The sequence below is a fragment of the Arthrobacter sp. PM3 genome, from assembly GCF_003352915.1.
In the GTDB taxonomy this organism is placed as follows: domain Bacteria; phylum Actinomycetota; class Actinomycetes; order Actinomycetales; family Micrococcaceae; genus Arthrobacter.
In genome coordinates this window covers 1,155,254-1,175,819 of record NZ_CP022314.1, presented here as the reverse complement: position 1 = coordinate 1,175,819, position 20,566 = coordinate 1,155,254, and the positions used below count along the sequence as shown (strand labels likewise).

Sequence of the window (20,566 nt, the reverse complement as noted above, 5' to 3'; positions counted from 1 at the left end):
GATCATCGTTCCGGCTGAGCCCGGAACCGGTCATCCGCCTTCCCCCCATCCCGGGTGTTTGCCCCGGATCCAAAGGCGGACCACCGTGACACACCATACAACGGCGCCGGGCACACAACCTTAACGACGGCGAAGTTTTTGCCAAGGTGATGCGCAGGTTACGGCTCCGGGGTGTTCAGCTCGCGTCCCAGCACCTCCGGCGGTGCGTCCCCCGTGCCAGACGGGGGCGTCCAGTGGTCATCTGCCCGCAAAGTCACCGAAACACTCACACGGTAGCCTCCTGCCAAGGAATCCGTTCGGAAAGGTGAGATGTCATGCACGTTGGACTAATCCGGGTAATGACGACCTCCGACCGCCGCCTCCTTCACGCCCACGGGAAGCTCCTGCAGGAAGCCTTCGGATTTACCGTGACCTCCCGTTGCATTCCGGACCAGCCATCCGGCGTACATGACCAGGCGTCCCTGGAAGCTGCGGCGCCCAAGGTAGTTCAGCTGGCCCGGGAAATGGCCGGCGACGCCGATGCCCTGATCATCAGTTGCGCGTCGGATCCCGGCCTGGCCGAAACCCGTGCCGCCGTCGACATTCCGGTCATCGGGGCGGGCTCCGCGGCGGCGGCTGCGGCACTGACGTTCGGCGGCCGGATCGGAGTCCTCGGACTCGGGGCCCACGTGCCGGGTCCGATTTCGGCCACGCTGGGCGAGCGCATGCTGCTCATCGACGGCGCAGGACGGGTCGAAACGCCTGATGCCTTCCTGATGCCTGCCGGGATTTTCGACGCCCTCGCCGCGGCCCACATGCTGGTCGAGGCCGGCGCCGACGTCATTGTCCAGGCCAGCACGGGCCTGAGCAGCATCGGCATGGCGGAGGTGCTTCGCGGCCGCCTCGGCGTCCCGGTCGTCGATGCCGTGACCGCGGCCGGGTCGATGCTGGTCTCCGCCGTGGCCGTCCGGGAGCTGCAGCGTGCCTGACTCAATCCTGGGACAGGCGCGGCAGAAGGCAGGACAGCCCCGCGCCCGAAGGGGAACGGGGCTGCCGGCAGGAGCGGCGGCTACTTGTAGACGCGCACCCAGTCAATCTGCATCTGCGACGGTTTGGTCGCCGAGCCGTCGGGGAACCAGTCCAGCTGCAGCGTCTGGTGCATGCCCACGGAGGGCAGGTGCGCCGGGTTGGTGTCCGAGAAGGTCTTCACGCCGTCGATGTAGCCGGTGATGCCGGCCGGGGTCCACTCCACGGCATAGTTGTGCCACTGCGTGGTGTCGATGGTCTTGGCCGCCGTGGTCTGGAAGCTGGATCCGCCGCAGGCATAGTGCAGGAAGAACTTGATCTGGGCGGTATTGGTGCTGCCCTCGGCGTAGTCGATCTCGGCGCAGTTGGGCGAGGCGTTGTTGTTGGGCCACAGGATCAGGACCGGGTGGTACTTCGGGTCGCGGGCGTTGGTCCGCATGCGGGTTTCCCACTTGCCGTATTTCTGCTGCGCGAACTTGGCTGACATGCCGCCCGTGGTGCCGGCCGAGTCGCCGCTGACGGTCGCCACGCCGTTGGCAACCGACCACGCCTGCGGGCTCCGGACGCCCTTGCCGGCGTGTCCGGTCCCCTTGAAGACGCTCCATTTGGTGGAGTCCGGGGCGCCGGCCTTGGAGAACTCGTCGCCGGCCACAACCGCACCCCAGCCCCGGACGGCGGCGGCCTGCGAACCGTCGCCGGTGGCGGCGACGTCGGCCTGGGCGGTAACGGGCGCGGGAACCGGTGCCGCAGCAGCCGCCTGCGGAGCAGGTGCGACGGCGGCAGGTGCGGCCGGTGCGACGGCTGCGGGGGCGGCTTCCGCTGCGACGTCTACGGGCCCGGCCGTGGCAGTTCCGGGGGCGGGCTTGACGGCGGAGGCGGCGGCCGGCTTCGGCGCCGCAGCTCCCGGGGCCGGGCGGGACTCCTGGCTGGCCGACGGTGTGGGGGACGTGGCCGAGACCCCGGCCGTGGGGGCGACGCTGCACCCGGTCAGGGCGAGCGCGCCCATGGCCATCGCGACGGCGAGTTTGTTGATTGGTGCTGCGCTTTTGATCGGTGATTTGTTAAACAACGGACCCCTCCGGGCATTGTGACGGGCGCACACCACCGCAGCGGGCAGTGCGGCGGAGGATGCGGGAAGCTTCATCCGGCCCCTGCCGCAACGGCACGGGCGAGCAGGCGCCGAACGGCGCAACCGGGCCCGGTAAGGGGGCAGTCCGGGGCCCTGCATTCGGGCCTGGCCTTCACGACCAGGGGCCAACGTTACCGGATCGTTACCATGGCCCGCAAACCCCGGTGACGCGTCCGCTTTAAGCGGGGAAGAATGGACGCGTGAGTGATGCCGGCGAATTCATTGACCTCTCGCTGCAGCGGGAAAGTTCCTGGAGCCGCGCCGAGACGATGCGTGCCCGGCTTGGCGGGGAACCCGGCGGCCGCGCCCTGCGGTTCTACGGTGCGTCCGTGGGGGCCGTGCGCGGGGCGGTGCGCGACGCCGGGCGCCGGTACCCGGGACTGGCACATGATGAGGTCACGTCCCTCGGCGCGGAGTTGTGGGCGGTGCCGGTGTTCGAACGCCGCCTCGCAGCGGTGGTGCTCCTGCAGGCCAACGTGGGACTGCTGACCAACTCGGATCTCACCCGGCTGGAGGGCTTCATCCGGGATGCGCGGGTCCGGGAGCTCGTTGATCCGCTCGCCATCGACGTCCTCGGCCCCCTGGTGGACGGCCTTGACCCGCCGGGCAGGGCCCGTGCCGAGAGCGTGCTGGACCGGTGGGTGCGCGAGTCCGATGTCTGGCTGCGCCGTGCCGCGCTTCTCTCCGCGCTGCCGGCGCTGCGTGCCGGCTCCGGAGACTGGGCCAGGTTCGTCCGCCAGGCCCGTGCCGTGCTCGGCGGGTCCTCGGGGGAGTTGCTGTCCGCCGCCGGCAGTCTTGCCGCCGGCGCCGCCGGCGCACAGAGTGACACCGGTGCAGGTTTTGACGCCGCCACAGAGGCCGTGGCCCGGGTCCTGGCCGAGATGGCCCGGCGAAGGCCGGAGCTGCAGTTCAGCCCTTCGACTTCTTAGGTCCCTTGGGGCAGGGCGAACTTCCTGGCCGCGCGGGACCCGGCGACGGCGCTGGCGGCGATTGTGATCAGGGCGCCCACCAGCAGGGCCGCCGCTTCGCCCGGGAGCAGGACCTGAAGCTGGGTGCCGATGCTCGCGGCCGCCACCGGCACACCGAGTTGGGCTGCCGACAGTACGCCGAGCGGCAAGGGGAGCCCCAGGAAGGCGAGGCTCGCGTGGGACACCAGCGTCCCGGCCCCCAGCGCCACCCCGAGGGCAATCATGTCCGGATGCCCGGCCAGGTCCTTCAGGGTGAGGGACGCGCCGAGCCAGACAAAGAACACCGGGCCCAGGAAGCCGTCGCTGAGGGCGAACAATTGCCGGGCCAGCCGCCTCGGCTCGCCGACGGCGGCCACCACCAGGCCGAAGGAAAAGCCCGCCATCATCACCGACACGCTGCTGAAGGTCGCGACGCCGGCAAGGGCGAACAGCACCGCGAGCTGGATCCTTAGCTCCAGGGCAAACTTCCGGTTTTCCGAGAGGCGGTGCACGCGCCCGCGGATTCCCGTGTCCTCCAGCCAGCGCAGCACGAAGAAGAGGACCGCCGCGCAGCCCGCTACCGTGAGGACACCCAGCGCCGCCCGGCCTGCGTGCGGCGGATCCACCAGCAGCGGCAGCGCCACAATGCAGGCGATGTCGGCGATAGCCACCTGCGCGGTCATGGCGATGACGTGGGGGCCGCCAAGCCGTAGGGAGTCCACGATCGGAAGGACCAGTGCGGCCGATGACGACGCCAGCAGTACGACGTAGAGGGGAGCATGGCCGGTTCCGAAAAGCAGGCCGATCCCGGTTCCAACCGCCGCCGCTGCCGCGGCGGCTGCGACGGCCCGGCGGGTGCCGTGGCCGAGCGCCGAGCGGATGTGAGGATCGCGCACGGGAACATGGGTTCCGGCCACGAACATCATCAGTGCAAAGCCGATGTTGGCCAGCAGGCTGAATGTGGGATCTGCAGGATCCACGAGGGCGAGGCCGGAGCGCCCGATCACGATCCCGGCCAGCAGTTCCCCGAGGACCACCGGCAGCCGCCAGCGCACCGGCAGTGCGAGCAGGGGGCCGGCCAGGGCGACGACGGCGATCAGCGCCAGGGTCAGGAACGTCACGGCACGAAATTAGTCGTGTCCGCCGTGCACCGCGCCTAGGTTCCGGACCGCCGTTCCACCACCGCGTAGGCCTTGCCGTCCAGGAACGCCCAGTCGTTGACCACCATGAACCCAAGGGCGTCCACCCGGTCGTTCAAGACGTGCTCATCGAAGCCGCCGTCCCGCGGTTCCGCGTCCCAGGTGGAGACGTGGACGTCCTGGCCGTCCAGGATCAGCAGCTCGGTGTTGACGTCGAAATCCTCCTGGGGCTGGTTGCTCAGCTGGCAGATCGCGACACAGTGCCTGTTCATTTTCGGGCCTCCGCTTCGAAGGTGGTGCTGATGGCATCATCCTAGTGTTCGGATGAGGTGCAGCCCTATGGGCTTCGGCGGGTCCGAAACGTGGCGGCCGTTACCTGAATGTGACTTTTGACCGCGGATCGCGTTACGGTGGATATGTGCCTGTTGTCTCCGATACGGGCGCTCCCCAGCCGATTGCCTAACTCTGCCGCGGCACGGGGGTAACTCGCAGCAACGACCGGCAGAGGCGGGGAAACCACTTTCGGCTTGCTGACATGCAGGCCTTGGGGTGAAGCCGCACGGTGCCCGCTACGCCGGGCCCTGGAGTGCGGCCGGGTGCCTCCCATCCGAATCCGACAGCTCACCTCGCAGGCATTGGGAGAGGTACATCCATGACTTCAATCAATACTTTTGCGCGCCATGCCGCCGTCATCACCGCCGCATCCGGCCTGGTCCTCACCAGCGGAATGGCGGCCAACGCCGCTACCGCACCTGTGCAGCGGGACTCCGCTCCGGCGTCGAACGTTGACGTCCAGGCGCAGGTCAGTGCGCCCGTCAGCGCCGATTCAACCGTCAAGATCAGCTTTGACCGCCCCGCGGTTTCCTCGATTGCCGCGCCGGTCATCGAACAGCCCAAGCCTGTTGCCGCTGCTCCCGCCGCCGCGCCCGCAGCGGCCCCGGCCGCGCCCAAGCCGACCGTCCAGGTGCAGGCCGCCCCGGCTGCCCCTGCCGCCGCGGCCCCTGCCGGCAGCCGCAACGCCATCATGCTGTCCGCCGCGTACAGCCAGCTGGGCATCACCCAGGACTGCACCGCCATGGTGGAAAAGGCCCTCGGCGCGGCAGGCAAGCCCGTAGGCGACATCGGCCCCCGGGCGTTCCTTGGCCTCGGAACTGTGGTGGCTACCCCGCAGCCCGGCGACATGGTGGTCCAGTCCGGCCACGTCGGCATCTACGCCGGCAACGGCCAGGTGGTCAGCGGCGGCATGAACGGCTCCAACCAGACGATCGTCCACCCGCTGTCCTGGCTCACCGCGACCGGCGGCGTGACCTTCGTCCGCGCCTAAGTTGTCCGGGCGCTCGCAGGCCAGTGAGCGGGCCCTGCCAGTGCAGGGCGCCGCAGTATAGGGCGCAGCAAGGCAGCGCCAACCAGTCCGGAAAGACCGGCGATCGAATTCCCTTGGGGGCAGGCGATCGCCGGTCTTTCCTATGTGCCGGCTTTCCCCGCCGCCGGGCCGCTCACGGCCCGGCGGTCCCGGCCAGCGGCAGCGTCATCTTCATGACCGTTCCCGCCGCGCCGGTGGAAGCCACCTCGACGGCGCCCCCCGCCGCCACGGCGATTTCCCGGACAAGGGCCAGGCCGATGCCAAAGCTCCGCTGCCCGTGCGGTCCGCCGTTGCCGGCGGTCCGCACGAAACGGTCAAAGATCCGGTCCCGGTCGACGCCGGTGATTCCCGTCCCCGTATCCGCGACGGTGATCACCGCGCGGTTCTGCTCGACCGACGTCGTGATTCCCACGCGGCCGCCCGGCGGGGTGTGGGCAAGCGCATTGTCCGCCAGAGCCAGCACGGCGCGGCGCAGGGCGTTGCCGTCGATCCGGGCCAGCGGCCGGGCGTCCGCGGTGACGTCCAGGTGCACGCCCCGTTCCTCCGCCACGAGCCGGAGGCCTTCGGCGACATCGGCGGCGGTGCGGGCAAGGTCGGCCGGTGCTGCCGGCCGGCCGGGCACTCCGGCGGTGGCCGCGAGGAGCAGCTCGTTGACAATCCCGGTCAGCGTTGCGGTGTCGTCCCGGATCCGGGCCAGGTCCCGGGCCTGCCGGGAGCCGGGTTCGGTGTGGCGCTGGGCCAGCTGGATCCGGGTATCCAGGATGGTTAGCGGGGTACGCAGCTCGTGGCTGGCATCCTGGACGAAACGCCGTTGCCGGGCCAGGGCATCGCCGAGGGGACGGATGGCGCTGCGCGCACTGAGCCAGCCGGTGACGCCCGCCAGCACGATCCCTGCCGCCCCCGCGATCACCATGGCCTCGAGCACATCCCGGGAATCCAGGTACGCGTACGCCGTCCCGGGTGACGCCGTCCCCGGCATTTTGGGATGGGCCAGCTGGTTCAGCAGATAGAGGGCCGTAACGGCGAGCAGCGCCAGGACCATCACCGCGCACGCGGCGCTGATCCGCAGCGCGACTTTGAGCGAGGCCTTCCGCAGGGTGGAGCGGTCCGGATCCCCGCCGGGAACCCCGCCGCTACTCACGGGCGTCGCCGATCTGATAGCCGACACCATGGACCGTGCGGACGACGGTCCGGGCGATCTTCCGGCGCAGGTGGTGGACGTACGTGTCGATCACACCGGGCTGGTCGGTGGGGTGGAAGTGGGCCGTCAGGAGTTCGTCCCGGGTAAAGACGCGGTCCGGCTCCGTGGCGAGGGCCGCGAGCAGCTGGCCCTCCTTCGCGGTCAGAGATACCGTGTGGCCGTAGATGGACCGGACCGTTCGCGACGCCGGGTCCAGTTCCCAGTCGCCGATCGCCAGCGGCGCCCGTGCGGCCGGAAAGGTACGGGTCAGTGCCCGCAGCCGTGCCGCCAGCTCACCGGCGTCGAAAGGCTTGGTCACGTAGTCGTTGGCGCCTGCGTCCAGGCCCCTGATTTTCTCGCCGGCGTCGCCCAGCGCTGTCAGGATCAGGATTGGCGTGGCGACGCCCTTGGAGCGCAGGGCCGCGATGACGGCGATGCCGTCCATCCCGGGCAGCCCGCGGTCGATCACCATCACGTCCCACGCCTCCGTCAGTGCCACGTGCAGGCCGTCGTGGCCATTAGTGACCAGCCGGACGCGGTAATCCGGGTCCAGGAGCTCGGCGATCAGCGGCCCCAGGACCGCGTCGTCCTCGATGAGCAGCAGGGCCGGCCTGTCAGCGGTTGTCATGGGGCTATTCTTCCGCGGCCATTTCCCGGGTCAGGGCTCCGTTCGCGGTTCGCGCCCCCGTGTCGTCCCCGTCATCGGCGTCTGTCCCGTCGCCGTCGCTCACGTCGACTTCCCCCGTGCCGGCGGCGCTTGGGCCGGGGGTTTCGGGTCCGGTGCCGCGGCGGCGGAGTTTGAGAAGCTTCACAGCCGGGGGCAGCACGGATACGAGGACCATCGCCACGGCGATCAGGTCGATGTTCCTGGCGATGATCTCAAAGTGACCCAGCCAGGTGCCGAGCAGCGTCACGGACGCGGCCCACACGAGCGCGCCGGTGACATTCCACAGGGTGAAGGACTTGTAGCCGTATCTCGCGATCCCGGCGCTGAGCGGCGCGAAGGTCCGCACCATGGGCACGAACCGGGCCAGCACGACGGCGGCGCCGCCGTGGCGCCGGAAGAATTCCTCCGTTGTGGTCAGGTGTGCAGTCTTCAGGATCCGGGCGTCGTCCTTGAACCAGCGGCGGCCGAAGGTGCGCCCCAGCATGTAGCCGACCTGGTCGCCGGCGACGGCGGCCGCGGTCACGACGCCGATCAGCACGGGCAGCGTCAGGTGCAGCTGCTGGTGCAGCAGGCCCGCTGTGAAGAGCAGCGAGTCGCCGGGAAGAAAGGGAAACAGCACGCCCGATTCGATGAACACCATGAGCGCGATAACGCCCAGGGCTCCCGGGCCGAGGCCGGCGAGCAGGCTTGCCGGGTCCAGCAGTGAGGGGGTCCCGGCGGCTGATGCGGCCGGCAGAAGGGCTGAAATGCCTACAGTGTGCATGCTCACTTCCTCTCCAGGAGCGGCGACGGCGGGGCGGAAGGAATACCGGGCCGCCGGGTAAGCCGCGGCGCGGCCACGTTCCACAGCCCCGTGACCACCACCACGGCCGCGCCCGCCGACAGGAAGGACGCCGCGACGTCGGAGGGGTAGTGGACGCCGATGTACAGCCGCGACCACGCCACGATGAGCGCCGCCGCGGGTGCCGCGACGGCGGTGACCGTGGACCAGCGGGTGCCGCGGGCCAGGAAGAACAGCGCAAAACCCAGGGCCACCGCAAAACACACGTGGCCGCTCGGGAAGCTGTTGGAACCGGTCTCCGGCGCCAGCGGGTCGAACAGCAGGGCAGGGTTGGGCCGTTGGCGGGCGATGATGATCTTGAAGAGCTCACAAGCGACCCAGCCGGACAACGCGACGAGGCCGAAGCCGGTCGCCTTGACCAGGCCGCCGCGGAACAGCCAGATGCCGAGGGCGCCGGCCCCGATCAGCGCCAGGCCGGCCACGGGCCCGAAGACGACGTTGAGGGCCATCGCGACCGCGGTCAGGGCGGCGGCGTGATGCCGGCTGAGGTCCTGGTCGACGCCGAGCTCGGCCGCGCTGAACCCCGGCGTGAACTGCGCCGCCAGCCCGATTGCCAGGACCGCGGCGGACAGCAGGATGCCCAGGAGCAGCCAGTGACGCACGTGCGGGAGGGTCCATGGCTGCGGCTGCCCGGCGGGATGTGCGGCGTCGGTATGCGCGGCTGGTTGCGCGGACGCCACGGTGAGATCAGCGGCTGCGCCGCGGGCGACGCAGGCAGCAGGCTCAACAGGGGCGGGTCCGGTCATGGGATCCTCCGGCTCGGGACGGGGGCGCCGGAAGTGGCGCCGGTTCCACTCTTCCGCCCGGCATTTAAGAAATCCTTAAGAAGCGCCCGCGTAGTGCCACGGCGGTGCCGGCTACGCGGCGTAGCGCAGCAGCGCCACCCCGTTGCCAAAGCCCCGCGTCTCCACGAGCCGGAGCCTCGTCCTGGTGTCCGCTGACTTGAACAGGGGTGTCCCGCGTCCAATGACCACCGGATGGACGTACAGCCAGTACTCGTCGATCAGCCCCAGCCGCCGGAACGTGTCGGCGAGGTCCGCCCCGCCGAGGGCCAGGTCCCCGCCCGGCTGCTCCTTGAGCGCCCGGACCTCGTCGGCAACGACTTCCGGGACCACGGTGGTGTTCCAGCCGGCCGACGTCATCGTCCGCGAGTACACGATTTTGGGCATGTCCCGCCAGATCCGGGCGAACTCGGCCTCCGGGGCGCTGGCGTCGGGGTCCGCGTCGGCCGTCGGCCAGTAGTCTGCCATGAGCTCGTAGGTGACGCGGCCGTCCAGGAAAGCCCCCATTGCCCTGAGCTCGTCGTTGAAGTGGCTGTGGAGTTCCTCGTCGACCATGTGCCAGCTGAGGTCGCGGTGCGGGCCTTCGAAGAACCCGTCAAGGGACACTTGCATGGACAGGATGATTTTGCGCATTGCCGCTCCCCGGTTTCCTTCCAGCGAATTCCTCCAGCGTACGCCGCGGCAGGATGCTGCCGGTTTGGGCGCTCCGGGCGTCCAGTCACCCCCTTCTTTGCCGATCCGGCAGGATCTTGCCGAAATGCGGCTGGTGCGGCAGGATGGGAGCCGTTACCCGCGGAACCGGCAGCATTCTGCCTATTGCTCTGCAACGGAGCGGCGCGGAGGGAGGCAAAGGGATGAGTGATGTTTTGTCTATCGCGGCGGGTATCCGCAGCGCCCGGCGGGACGCGGGAATCACGCAGGAAGACCTTGCGCACCTGGCCGGCACGTCGGTGCGCACCGTCCGGGCCATGGAGACGGGACGCGGAAACCCTTCGCTGCTGGCCGTCATCGCCGTCAGCAATGTCCTGGGTCTCCACCTGACGGTGCAGTGATGGCCGAGCTGTTGCCGGCGGACCTGCAGGACCTGAAGTTCGTCCGGTCCGCGGATGTCTACAAGAACGGGGTGTTGGCCGGGCAACTGAACCGGACCGGCACCGGCGGAGTGCGGTTCGCGTACCTGCCGGCCTATGTTGCCGCCGGCGGCCCCGCCGTCGCCGTGTCACTTCCGGTGTCCGGGGCGGCGGTGGAGACCTCCGCCGGTGCCCTGCCGGCCTTCTTCTCCGGACTCCTCCCGGAGGGGCACCGCCTCACGGTCCTGAAGACCGCGACCAAGACCAGCTTCGACGACGAACTGACCCTCCTGCTGGCTGTCGGTGCCGATGTGCCCGGCGATGTCCAGGTGGTTCCCGCTGGCGCCGCGCCGGTGGAACCGCCCGCCCTCGCCGACACCTCCCGTCCTGAGGACCTCGACTTTTCCGTACTGGCCAACACGGTAGACCTCCACGGCCTGCCCGGGGTCCAGCGCAAAACGAGCGCGTCCATGCTGACGACGCCCGTGGCCCTGCGCGGCCACCGCTACGTGCTCAAGCTGGACCCGCCGGAGCACCCGCACCTGGTGGTGAACGAGGCCGCTCATTTGCGCGCCGCCAAGGCGCTGAAGATCCCGGTGGCCAAGAGCCGGGTTATCACGGACCGCAACGGGATGCCCGGGCTCCTCGTCGAGCGGTTCGACCGGGTCAGAAGCCCTGCGGGGGACTGGGTCCGGCTTCCCCTGGAGGACGGCACGCAAGTGCTGGGGCTGCCGCCGGCGGCCAAATACGGCGTCAGCGCCGAACAGGTGGCCTCGGCCCTGGCCGGGATCTGCAAGGCTCCGGTGGTGGCAAGCCGCAACCTTTACCTGCAGTTTGTCTTTGCCTGGCTCACGGGCAACGGCGACCTCCACGCCAAGAACCTGGCCGTTCTCGGCAGCGGGCCGGGACGCACAATGGCCCCGGTCTTCGATGTCCCCTGCACGCTCCTGTACGGGGATGAGACCCTGGCGCTGCCGATCGCGGGGAGGACGAGGAACCTCAGATCCAGGCATTGGGCCGAGTTCGCCGCCGTCCTGGGGCTTCTGCCGAGGGCGGCGGCCTCGGCCAACAGCACGGCACTGGCCGCCGCCGGCACCGTCCGGCTGGAGGAGCTGCCGTTCACGGGGTCCCCGCTGCGTGGCGCGCAGCGGGAACTCGGGTTTCGGCGCCGCGAGCTGGGCGGCTGAGCGGCGGCGTTGCCGCCGCGCTGGCCGTCCGGCCGCCGCCGATTAATGGGCCCGGGCTCTTGCGCGGGAGGCGGTGGCGGTGAAGAATGCAGGAACTTTATTGCATCACCGCGGCCAAGTTTCGGAGGAGGACCCATGCCTGCGAACGCTTGCGGGCCCGTGAACCGGGCAGCGTCCTGATGTCCGGGCCGGCGCGCCACTACGGGTCCGGCGGGCACCGGGCCGACGGCGGGTCAAACCCCGGTCCGCGGCCTGTCGCGTGGTCTGCGTGGCGTTCAGGGCGGTTGCGGGCCCGCTATCTGACGGCTGCCGCCGTCGCGGTTGCCCTGGTGGGCACCGGCGGCGTCTATGCCGCCGGACTGTCAGGGCCGCCGGCCGACCCGCCCGCGGTTGCCGCCGCGCCCACCAGCGCCGCGCCCCCGGTGACGGCGCCGCCGGTGACGGCGCTGCCGTCGTCACCGCCGGCAGTCACGGACGCCGGCCCGGCCGCCGCACCGGAAGCCACCGATTTGCCCGCCTCCGCGCCCGCCCCGCCTGCGCCTGTGTCCGCACCCGCCGCCGCTCCCGCCGCCAAGCCCGCGGAGGTCCCCGCCGTCGCCCCGGCCGGGGGCGTCAGCCCTGAACTGGGCAGCCGGATCAACGGCATCATCGCGGCCAACAGCGCGTATGCGCTGGGGGTGTCGCTCATCGACGTCTCGAACGGCGAGGTCCACAACTACGGGGTCAAAGGAAACTTCGTGGCCGCCAGTACGGCCAAAATCCTGGCGGCATCGGCTTACTACCACCTGGTCGAGACCGGGCGTGCGTCGCTGACCGCCCGGATGGGCGCCTCGACGGCCGGGGTCCAAATCCGCCAGATGGTCCAGCAAAGCAACAACGATTCGTGGGCGTTGATCCTTCAGGCCGTCGGTCAGCGGGGCATCACGGATTATGCCGCGTCCATCGGGATCACCTACGACCGCACGGTGAACCTGCTGACCCCGGCCGAGATGGGCCGCATACTTCAGTTGCTCTACACGGGGCAGCTGCTGAACGGGCCGCACACGGCCCAGCTGCTCTCCTACATGCAGCACACGAACTACGAAACGCTGATCCCGCCGGCTGTTCCGCCCGGAATCGAGGTTTATCACAAGTACGGGCTGCTGTTCGGAAACCTGCACGATGCCAGCATCCTGGTCAAGGACGGCCGGGCCTACGTGTTCGTCGTGTACACCCGCGGCAAGAGCTACGCGGACATGGCCCCCCGGACCTGGATCATCCAGGAGCTCACCCGCACCGTGACCGCCGCGCTGTTCTGACCTGCCGGTTTCAGCGGTCCGCTGCCGTCAACACCCCGCGCGGGCCCGCTCGGTTGTGCCGTAGACGTCCGGGCTCACCTTATAGCCGTGGCGGTCCTGGGCCAGGGCCCGCTGGTTGACGGCGGCCAGGGCACCGGCACTCAGCGTTGTGGTCGAGTCGAGGTTCAAGACTTCCTGGCTGTCGCCGCCGGAGGCCGTGACCTTGAAACTGCCCACTCCGGCGCGGTAGTACTTTTGCTGATGACCGGCTGAGGCCCCCTCGAGGGGGTTGAACTCGTCAATCTTCAACACATTGGCTTTGCGGCTGACCACCTGGCCGCAGTCAAGGAAGTCAATCGCGGGCGCTGAGGCCTGGGTGTAGGGGCCGGTTCCCGGTTCGGGGTGGGCCAGCATGGCGATGCCGGCCCGGGCGTTGTCGACTCCTGAGACGAACGTATTGGGGGCGCCGGAGAATTTGCCGTTATCGAACTCCTCGGGATACTCGCCCAGCAGCCAGACCGCACCCTTGCGGGTCTGGGCAAAAAAGGCCAGTTCGGATTCCTCGAGGACTCCGTCCGAGTAGTCCCGGTCCCACAGGACTACCGTGCGAACGCCGTCAACCATTTTGGTCAGGCCCGTCACGATCGACACCACGCGGTGCTTGTGGACCTCCGGCGGGCTGGTGGTGAGATCCGTGACCGTGCCGCTGAAATCGGAGCGTGTTCCCGGTTCCATGGGCAGCCAGGTGTTGTCCACGTCCGGCGAGTCCGGGAAACTGCCCGCCTTGAAGTCGGGCAGGGACCCCGGGCCGCAGTCGGTGGCGGTAGCGGCAGCCGCTGTGCCGGCCTGTGCTGCGCCGGCCTGCGCTGCGCCGGCCGTCAGGAGTGACAGCGGCACGGCGACAAGCCAGCCGGTGATCAGGCTGCAGGCTGCGAGGCAACTGAGAACTGGATTGTGCTTGCGAAACATCGGATCTTCCTTCAGGCGGTAGCCGGGCCGGCTGCAGCGCGTTCCCGTTCGAGTGTTTTCCGGGATTTGGCGAACCGGAGGTACAGCGACGGAACGATGAACAGGTTGAGCAGGGTGGAGGTGACCAGGCCGCCGAGGATGACGACGGCCATGGGGTGTTCGATTTCGTGGCCGGGGACATTGCCCATGACCACGAGGGGCACCAGTGCCAGTCCGGTTGCCAGGGTGGTCATCAGGATCGGCGAGAGCCGCTCCGAGGCCCCGCGCATCACCAGGGCACGGCCGAAAGGCTCGCCCTCGTGCCGTTCCAGATGCTGGCAGTGGTTGATGAGCAGGATGCCGTTGCGCGCGGCGATCCCCATCACGGTCAGGAACCCGACCACCGAACCCAGGGACAGGACGCCGCCGGTCATGTAGGCGGCGATGACCCCGCCCACCAGGGCGATCGGCAGCGTCAGCAGCGACAGTACGGCCAGCCGCCAGCTTCGGAAGGAGGTCTGCAGCAGCAGGAGGATCAGGGCCAGCGCCGCCAGGGCGAAGATCATGAGGCGGTTGGTGGCGGCCTCGCGTTCCGTGTACTCACCGAGCAACTGCACGCTGTAGCCGGGGGGCAGCTGCAGCTTGTCCAGCTGTGACTGCAGCTCGCCGACCACTGCGCCAAGGTCTGCGCCCTGGGCGAGGAACGAGCCAACTTCCACGCGGCGTGATCCGTTGGTGCGGTCGATCTGGTTCGGTACGGCCTGCAGGCTCACGGCGGCGACGTCGGCGAGCCGGACCCGCTGGCCGCTGGGGGTGTCGATCGGCAGGTCCTCGATGCTGGTCACGCTGGCGCGCGTCGCCGGGGTGCTCCAGACCTGGACGTCGTACGCCCGGCCCTCCCGGAAGACGTCCCCGACTTCCTCGCCGGCCACCAGCGTCGCAGCGGCCCGCCTCACGTCGCCGGGCTTGAGCCCGTATTTCTGTGCCGCGGCAAGGTTGACGGTGACGGAGATCTGCGGGACTTCCACCTCAAGGGAGACGTGCGCGTCCTCGGTGCCGTGGATGGCGTCCAGGATGGCCTTGACCCGTTGGGCCTGCTCCCGGAGCGTGGCCAGGTCATCCCCGTAGACGCGGACCAGGATGGGTTCGCTGGCGCCCGTCAGGACCTCTTCGATCCGCTCCTTGAGGTAGGTCTGCACATCACGGTGCAGGCCCGGATAGCCGTCCACCACTTCCTGGACGGCGGCGAGGGTCTTGTCGTAGTCCGCGTGCCGGTCGATGCTGATCCAGTGTTCGCCGGCGTTGACGCCGACGATCTCGTCGGCGGCGAACGCCTGGCCGATGTGGGTGCCGCAGTTCAGGACGCCGGGCACCTGGAGGAACTCCGCGCAGCCGCGCTGCGAGATCCGGTACTCCTCCTCCGCGGAGGTCCCGGGCTGCGACACCCAGTGCATCAGGAAGTCACGTTCCTTGAACGTGGGGAACAGGGACTGTCCCATCACGGGGACAATGGCCAGTCCCACGAGGGCGAGCGCGCCGAAGGCCGCATACCCGTAGCGGGGCCGGTTCATGACCCTGGACAGGACAGCGTGGTAGCCGCGCTTGAGCACCCGGACCAGGGGAGCGTCGCGCTGTTCCAGTTTGGCGTTGCCCAGCAGGATCAGGGCCAGTGCCGGCGTGACGGTCAGTGCCACCAGCATGGAAGCCATGACTGCCAGGGTGTAAGTGATGGCGAGGGGCCGGAAGAAGACGCCGGTCAGTCCCTCGAGGAAGAAGATGGGCACGGCGGCGACCACGATGATCAGGGTCGCGTACACGATCGGGCTGCGCATCTCGAGCGAGGCTTTCAGGACCACCGAAGCCGCGGATTCGTTGCTGCCCGAGCCCTTAAGACCCGCGGCGCGGTGCTGCCGCAGACGGCGCATGATGTTTTCGACGTCGATGATCGCGTCGTCGACCACGACGCCCACCGCGATGACCAGTCCGGCCAGGACCATGGTGTTGATCGAACTGGCCGTGAAGTACAGCACGAGTGCGGCGGTCAGCAGGGACAACGGGATGGCGATGAGGCTGATCAGCGCCGTGCGCCACTGGAAGAGGAACGCGACCAGGATCATGACCACAAGCAGGCAGCCCAGCAGCAGGGCGGTGCTGAGGTTGGAGATCGACTCCTCAACGAAGCTTGCCGGGCGGAAGATGGTGGTATCGAAGCTGATGCCGCTCAGGCCCGGCTGCAGCTCGTGGAGGGCTTCTTCAACACCCTTGGTCACGTCCAGGGTGTTGCCCCAGGGCAGCTTTTCGACGATCAGCATGAGCCCGTGCCCGCTGTTGATCACCGCGTCGCCGATGAGCGGCTGGTGGTCCTCCACCACCTGGGCCACATCACCCAGGTGCAGGGCAACCCCGTCCTTTTCCCGGATCGTGACCTGGGCCAGGTCCGCGGGGGTCTGGATCGGCTGGACGTGCCGGATCCCCATCCTCTGGTTGGGGCTGTCGATGAAACCGCCGGTGCCGATGAACCGTCCGGGCGAGTACTTCAGCAGGCCCGCGTCGAGGGCGCCGGCGGTGACCTCCATGACCTGGTTGAGGGAGACGTTCTGCGCCTTGAGCTTCTCCGGCTCCACCTGGACCTGGAGCATCTGCAGGCGCTCGCCCCAGATGGCCACGTTCGCGACGCCCGGGACCCGCAGGAGCCGGGCCCGGATGGTCCAGTAGGACAGCATGGACATTTCGATGAGGGAGTGCTCGGAGGAGGTCATGCCGATCTTCATGACCCGGCTGGTCGCGGACAGCGGCTGCAGCATCACCGGCGGGGCCGCCCACGTCGGGAGCGCCGCCGTCACTGAAGCCATCCGCTCCGAGACCTGCTGCCGGGCGTTGAGCAGATCGGTGCCCTGGTGGAAAACCAGCACGATCGAGGACAGCTGCGGCACCGATTTTGACCGCAGTTCGTCCAGGCCCGGCATGCCGCTCACGGCGGCTTCGATCGGCACGCTGACCAGTTCCTCGACTTCCTGGGCGGTCAAGCCCAGGCACGCGGTTTGAATTTCCACCCGCGGCGGGGCGAACTCGGGAAAGACGTCCACGGACGCGGACCCCAGTTGCAGGGACCCGAGCAGCATCACGGCACACGCGATGGCGACCACCACGGTCCTGAACCTGAGGCTGATCCCGATGAGCCAGCGCATGTCAGTGGGCCGTATCGAACTCGGCGCCGAACAGTTCCTCGGCTCCCGTCGTCACCACGGCCGTCCCTGCCGCCGGGCCGTCGCTCAGCACTGCCACCGCGCCGTTGATGCGTTCGACCGTGATGGGCCGGCGGACGTAGACCCGCGGCTCCGGGGTCGTATACACCCATGTCTTGCCCGCGCTGTCGTAAATGATTGCCGAGTAGGGGACGGTCAGTTTCCCGGTGGCGGGATCCGCCGCGGCCGTGTCGGTCCGGATCCCGACGCGGTCGACGGCGTGCTCGGTCAGGGCGAGGCGGTGCAGGTCCGTCCCGGGCACTTCGCTGATGGTCACGGGGTCGTCGTCGGCCGGGGCGGCCTCCGGTGCCGGGGCGCAGCCCGCCGCGCCCAGTGCCGTGAGAGCCGCCAGCACTGCTCCGAGGATGAGGGCCGCGGTCTTCTTTCCCCGCGGCGACGGTGTGGCGTTCATGACGCGTCCTGGCTTTCAGTCCGTGCGGCGGTGTCCTGGCGGGTCGGTGCGGCGGGTGCCGGCTTCGGCTCGAGCCGAAGCAGCACGGCGGGGACACCGAACAGGGTGAAGAGGGTGGTTGTCAGCAGCCCGCCCCAGATGATCACGGCGAGTGGCTGAATGATCTCGGTGCCGACGACGCCGCCCAACAGGACCAGGGGCACCAGCGCCAGGCCTGTCATCAGGGCGGTCATCAGGACAGGTCCGAATCTTTCCCGGGTGCCGCGCACCACGATCGCCGGCCATGGTGCCGCCGGGTCCTGCACCTGCAGGCTCCGGACGCGGCCGGTCAGCAGGAGGGCGCCGCGGACGGCGATCCCGACGACCGCGGCGAAGGCGGCCAGCGCCACCAGCGCGTTGATCCCGCCCGTGGCCTGGGCGGCGAGCACGCCGCCGGACAGGGCTACGACCAGGCCCAGGAAGAGCGCGGCGGCGAGCCGCCAGCTGCCCGTGGCCGTCTGCAGCAGGACCAGGATGCCTGCCGCGGCGATGGCCGCGAGCAGCCAGAGCCACTGGTAGTTCGCTTGCTGCTGGGCGTATTGGGTGAGGATCTCGGCGTGGTAGGACATGGGGAACTGCATCTTCTGCAGGCTGGCGTTGATGTCATTCTGGATATCGGCCAGCGGGCGGCCCTGGATGTCCGCTTTCACATCGACGCGCCGCGAGGTGTCATCGTGCAGGATCACGGACTCGTTCCCGACCATGGCGACCTGGGCGACGTCACCGAGCCGGGCGTGGCCGCCGCCGGGGGTGTCGATGATCAGGTCGCGGACGCTGTCCAGGCTGTTCCGGGTGTCTGCGGTTCCCTTCACGATGACCGAGAACACCTTCTGCTGTTCGTACAGGTTGCCCACTTCGATGCCTTGGAGCAGGGCGGCGGCCGCGCGCCGCACGTCGCCGGGAACAATGCCGGCCTTCTGGGCCGCCGCGAGGTCCACCTTGACCTCGGCGATCGGCTGTTCAGGGGGAAGGTCTATATGCGGATTGACGACGCCGGCCGTGTGCTCCAGGACCTGCTGCACTTCGGCGGCCTTCTGCCGCAGGACGGCCGGGTCGAGTCCGAACACCCGCACGGCAAAGCCGGCGTCGGCCTCTTCCCGGATCTGGTCGATGCGTTCCTGCGGGTACGTGGAGATCTTGCTGGTCAGGCCCGGGTAGCCTGCTATCACCCGGTCGACGGCGGTCACGGTGTCCGGGTAGGACGCGTCGGCGGCGACAGTCACCCACAGCTCGCCGGAGCTGACGTCGCCGACCTGGTCCGAGGTGATCGCACGTCCGACGTGTCCTCCGACGTTGGCCACACCGGGGAGGGCACGCAATTCGACCGCGGCCGCCTCGGTGATCCGGCTCATTTCCTGATCGGACGTGCCGGCCACCGCGTTCCAGTGCACCACCAGCGTCTTGTCGGCAAGGACCGGCACTACCGGATGGCCGGCGGCAAGGACGGGAACGAGGGCCAGCCCGGCGAGGGCCACCACCGCGGACGCGGCAAATACCCAGAGCGTCCGGGCCTTCAGGCGCGCCAGGAGCCGGCCGTAGGCGCCCTCAAGCCGCCGCAGGGGCCGGCGTTCCGCCGCCGCGGAGCCCACGGGAAGGTAGTACGCCAGGGCCGCCGTGACGGTCACCGCGACGACCATGGACGCAACGAGGGCGAGCAGGAAGCTCTGGATCAGGGGTCCGAAGAGGGCCTCGTTCTCGCCTGCGATGAAGAGTGCGGGCGTGACCGCCAGCGCCATGATCAGCAGTGCGTACAGCATCGGCGTGCGGACGGACTGCAGGGCCGCCGGGATCAGGGCTTCGCGTGCCTGCGCCGGGTCGTTACGGGCGGCCCGGGCGATCCCGGCCAGGTCTTCGGCGACATCGCCGACGATGACGGCAAGGGCGAGCACCATGCCGGCCAGAACCATAGTGTTCATCCCGGTGCCACGCAGATCCAGCACCAGGGCGGCCGCTGTCAGTGACACCGGAATGGTGATGAGGCTGATCAGGGCCGTGCGCCAGGAGCGGAAGAACCCGCCGAACATCGCCACGATCAGCAACAGCGTGACCAGCAGGGCGATGCCCAAGGTACCGATCTCTTCCTGGATGAAGGAGGCCTGCCGGTAGACGCTGGTATCGATCGTGACGCCGGGCAGTCCCGGCTGGAGTGCGTGCAGGGCCTCGTCAACGCCCCTGGTCACGTCCATCGTGTTCGTTTCGGGGAACTTCTCGATCACCAGCAGCAGTTCGGCGTCCTTGCCCAGCAGGGCGTCGCCGATCAGCGGCTGGTGGTCCGTCGACACGGTCGCCACGTCCTTGAGCAGGAGGTGACCGGCCGCCCCCTCGACGGGAACCTGGCCCAGATCCTCCGGGGTGGTGATCGGCAGGACATGCTGGATGCCGATCCGCTGGTGGCTCGTCTCGAAGAACCCGCCGGTGCCCGGCGTGGATGCTTCCAGGTAGCTCAAAGGCGAGACCCACACGGAGTTTCCGGTCGTCTTGATAACTTCGTCCAGCGTCACGCCCTTGGCCTGCAGCCGGGCCGGATCAACCAGGACTTGAAGCTGCTGGTCGCGCTGGCCCCAGATCGCCACGTTGGCAACGCCCGGCACGGCTAAGAGGCCCGGCTTCATGGTCCAGCGGGCCAGGATGGACATGTCGATGGCCGACATGGTGCTGGAGGTCAGCCGGACCATCATGACCCTGCTGGTCGAGGACAGCGGCTGCATCAGTACCGGCGCCGCGGAAACGTTGGGCAGTGCGCGGGCCTGGGTCAGTCGTTCGGCGACCAGCTGGCGTGCGCGGAAGAGGTCAGTCCCCGGCTTGAAGACCATCTGGATCGAGGACAGGCCGGGCACGGACTTGGACCGGATCGCCTCCACCCAGGCCACCCCGTTCAGGAGGTCGGCCTCCATGGGGGAAGTGACGAGTTGTTCCACCTCGGCGGCGGACAAGCCCAGGGCCTCGGTCTGGATCTCCACCTGCGGCGGAGCGAATTCCGGAAAGGCATCCACGGACATGCCCGGCAGGCTTGTGAAGCCGAACGCCACGATGCCCGCCGCAACCGCCAGCACCAGGAGCCGGAACTGCATGACTAAGCGGAGGATGGCCGCCATCATGGCCGGCACCACCCGGGCGCGGCAGGACTGCCGTCAGTTCTCGCCGTGCGCGAAAGGAGGTGTGGCGGCGGTCCTGCGGGGGAGTGATTTCCCGGGGAGAGTGCGCCGATTGGTACCGGGCAAAGTGCTGAATTTATACGCACGGCGCGGCTCCTAGGTCCAAGGCCATAGCGCCCCCAGCCGTCAAGAGCAATAATGATCTTCGGGCACACAGGCGTCAAGAGAAATGCAGGTGAT

18 protein-coding genes and 1 riboswitch are annotated in these 20,566 nt (G+C 69.0%); of the genes, 6 read left to right on the top strand and 12 right to left on the bottom strand.

Annotation, left to right across the window (positions count from 1 at the left end):
* Positions 1 to 338: 338 nt before the first annotated feature.
* On the top strand, positions 339 to 968 hold the full coding sequence (locus tag CFN17_RS05430) for an aspartate/glutamate racemase family protein (protein ID WP_261792380.1): 630 nt from the start codon (positions 339 to 341) through the stop codon (positions 966 to 968).
* Between the two features lie 80 nt (positions 969 to 1,048).
* Here CFN17_RS05430 and CFN17_RS19895 read toward each other — a convergent pair whose 3' ends face one another.
* Entirely contained in the window at positions 1,049 to 2,074 is a 1,026-nt protein-coding gene (locus tag CFN17_RS19895; protein WP_261792379.1) for a glycoside hydrolase family 16 protein, read from the bottom strand.
* Positions 2,075 to 2,334: 260 nt separating this feature from the next.
* Here CFN17_RS19895 and CFN17_RS05420 point away from each other — a divergent pair, with 260 nt between their 5' ends.
* Positions 2,335 to 3,063 (top strand): DNA alkylation repair protein, encoded by a 729-nt coding sequence (locus tag CFN17_RS05420; protein WP_208750328.1) that lies wholly within the window; start codon positions 2,335 to 2,337, stop codon positions 3,061 to 3,063.
* On the opposite strand, the gene CFN17_RS05415 is transcribed toward CFN17_RS05420, so the two are convergent.
* Both CFN17_RS05415 and CFN17_RS05410 read right to left on the bottom strand, forming a co-directional pair.
* Entirely contained in the window at positions 3,060 to 4,202 is a 1,143-nt protein-coding gene (locus CFN17_RS05415; protein WP_208750327.1) for a cation:proton antiporter, read from the bottom strand. The genes CFN17_RS05420 and CFN17_RS05415 overlap by 4 nt on opposite strands.
* Before the next feature lie 35 nt (positions 4,203 to 4,237).
* Complete coding sequence (locus CFN17_RS05410) at positions 4,238 to 4,492, bottom strand: hypothetical protein (RefSeq protein WP_208750326.1); 255 nt, start codon at positions 4,490 to 4,492, stop codon at positions 4,238 to 4,240.
* A gap of 174 nt (positions 4,493 to 4,666) precedes the next feature.
* Positions 4,667 to 4,869, top strand: a riboswitch (cyclic di-AMP (ydaO/yuaA leader).
* Positions 4,870 to 4,872: 3 nt separating this feature from the next.
* Between CFN17_RS05410 and CFN17_RS05405 the strand changes: the two genes are divergently transcribed.
* Complete coding sequence (locus CFN17_RS05405; RefSeq protein ID WP_208750325.1) at positions 4,873 to 5,544, top strand: hypothetical protein; 672 nt, start codon at positions 4,873 to 4,875, stop codon at positions 5,542 to 5,544.
* 172 nt (positions 5,545 to 5,716) lie between these two features.
* On the opposite strand, the gene CFN17_RS05400 is transcribed toward CFN17_RS05405, so the two are convergent.
* From CFN17_RS05400 to CFN17_RS05380, 5 genes are all read right to left on the bottom strand, one after another.
* Positions 5,717 to 6,724: a HAMP domain-containing sensor histidine kinase gene (locus tag CFN17_RS05400; protein WP_261792378.1), complete on the bottom strand. Its 1,008-nt coding sequence runs from the start codon at positions 6,722 to 6,724 to the stop codon at positions 5,717 to 5,719.
* Positions 6,717 to 7,391 (bottom strand): response regulator transcription factor, encoded by a 675-nt coding sequence (locus tag CFN17_RS05395; protein ID WP_208750323.1) that lies wholly within the window; start codon positions 7,389 to 7,391, stop codon positions 6,717 to 6,719. The genes CFN17_RS05400 and CFN17_RS05395 overlap by 8 nt, the downstream gene beginning before the upstream one ends.
* A 4-nt stretch (positions 7,392 to 7,395) precedes the next feature.
* Positions 7,396 to 8,193, bottom strand: coding sequence for a VTT domain-containing protein (locus CFN17_RS05390; protein WP_208750322.1), 798 nt, complete (start codon positions 8,191 to 8,193; stop codon positions 7,396 to 7,398).
* A gap of 2 nt (positions 8,194 to 8,195) precedes the next feature.
* Positions 8,196 to 9,017: a phosphatase PAP2 family protein gene (locus CFN17_RS05385; protein ID WP_208750321.1), complete on the bottom strand. Its 822-nt coding sequence runs from the start codon at positions 9,015 to 9,017 to the stop codon at positions 8,196 to 8,198.
* 111 nt (positions 9,018 to 9,128) lie between these two features.
* Positions 9,129 to 9,686, bottom strand: a complete 558-nt coding sequence (locus tag CFN17_RS05380; RefSeq protein WP_208750320.1) for a dihydrofolate reductase family protein — start codon at positions 9,684 to 9,686, stop codon at positions 9,129 to 9,131.
* 221 nt (positions 9,687 to 9,907) lie between these two features.
* Between CFN17_RS05380 and CFN17_RS05375 the strand changes: the two genes are divergently transcribed.
* The 3 genes from CFN17_RS05375 to CFN17_RS05365 all read left to right on the top strand — a co-directional run bounded on the left by CFN17_RS05375 (position 9,908) and on the right by CFN17_RS05365 (position 12,608).
* On the top strand, positions 9,908 to 10,105 hold the full coding sequence (locus tag CFN17_RS05375) for a helix-turn-helix transcriptional regulator (RefSeq protein ID WP_208750319.1): 198 nt from the start codon (positions 9,908 to 9,910) through the stop codon (positions 10,103 to 10,105).
* Between the two features lie 11 nt (positions 10,106 to 10,116).
* The gene (locus CFN17_RS05370; protein ID WP_208751352.1) at positions 10,117 to 11,310 is read left to right on the top strand and encodes a type II toxin-antitoxin system HipA family toxin; all 1,194 of its coding nucleotides are present in this window, start codon (positions 10,117 to 10,119) and stop codon (positions 11,308 to 11,310) included.
* 284 nt (positions 11,311 to 11,594) lie between these two features.
* Entirely contained in the window at positions 11,595 to 12,608 is a 1,014-nt protein-coding gene (locus CFN17_RS05365) for a class A beta-lactamase-related serine hydrolase (RefSeq protein WP_261792377.1), read from the top strand.
* A 27-nt stretch (positions 12,609 to 12,635) separates the two neighbouring features.
* Here CFN17_RS05365 and CFN17_RS05360 read toward each other — a convergent pair whose 3' ends face one another.
* Genes CFN17_RS05360 through CFN17_RS05345 form a run of 4 tightly spaced genes read right to left on the bottom strand, consistent with a single transcriptional unit; the run spans position 12,636 to position 20,329 of the window.
* Positions 12,636 to 13,556, bottom strand: a complete 921-nt coding sequence (locus CFN17_RS05360) for a hypothetical protein (protein ID WP_261792376.1) — start codon at positions 13,554 to 13,556, stop codon at positions 12,636 to 12,638.
* Positions 13,557 to 13,567: 11 nt separating this feature from the next.
* A complete protein-coding gene (locus CFN17_RS05355; protein ID WP_208750318.1) occupies positions 13,568 to 16,723 on the bottom strand; it encodes an efflux RND transporter permease subunit in 3,156 nt (1,051 codons plus the stop codon).
* Between the two features lies 1 nt (position 16,724).
* On the bottom strand, positions 16,725 to 17,192 hold the full coding sequence (locus CFN17_RS05350) for a hypothetical protein (RefSeq protein ID WP_208750317.1): 468 nt from the start codon (positions 17,190 to 17,192) through the stop codon (positions 16,725 to 16,727).
* Positions 17,189 to 20,329 (bottom strand): efflux RND transporter permease subunit, encoded by a 3,141-nt coding sequence (locus tag CFN17_RS05345; RefSeq protein ID WP_261792375.1) that lies wholly within the window; start codon positions 20,327 to 20,329, stop codon positions 17,189 to 17,191. Before CFN17_RS05345 ends, CFN17_RS05350 begins: the two co-directional genes overlap by 4 nt.
* Positions 20,330 to 20,566 lie beyond the last annotated feature (237 nt).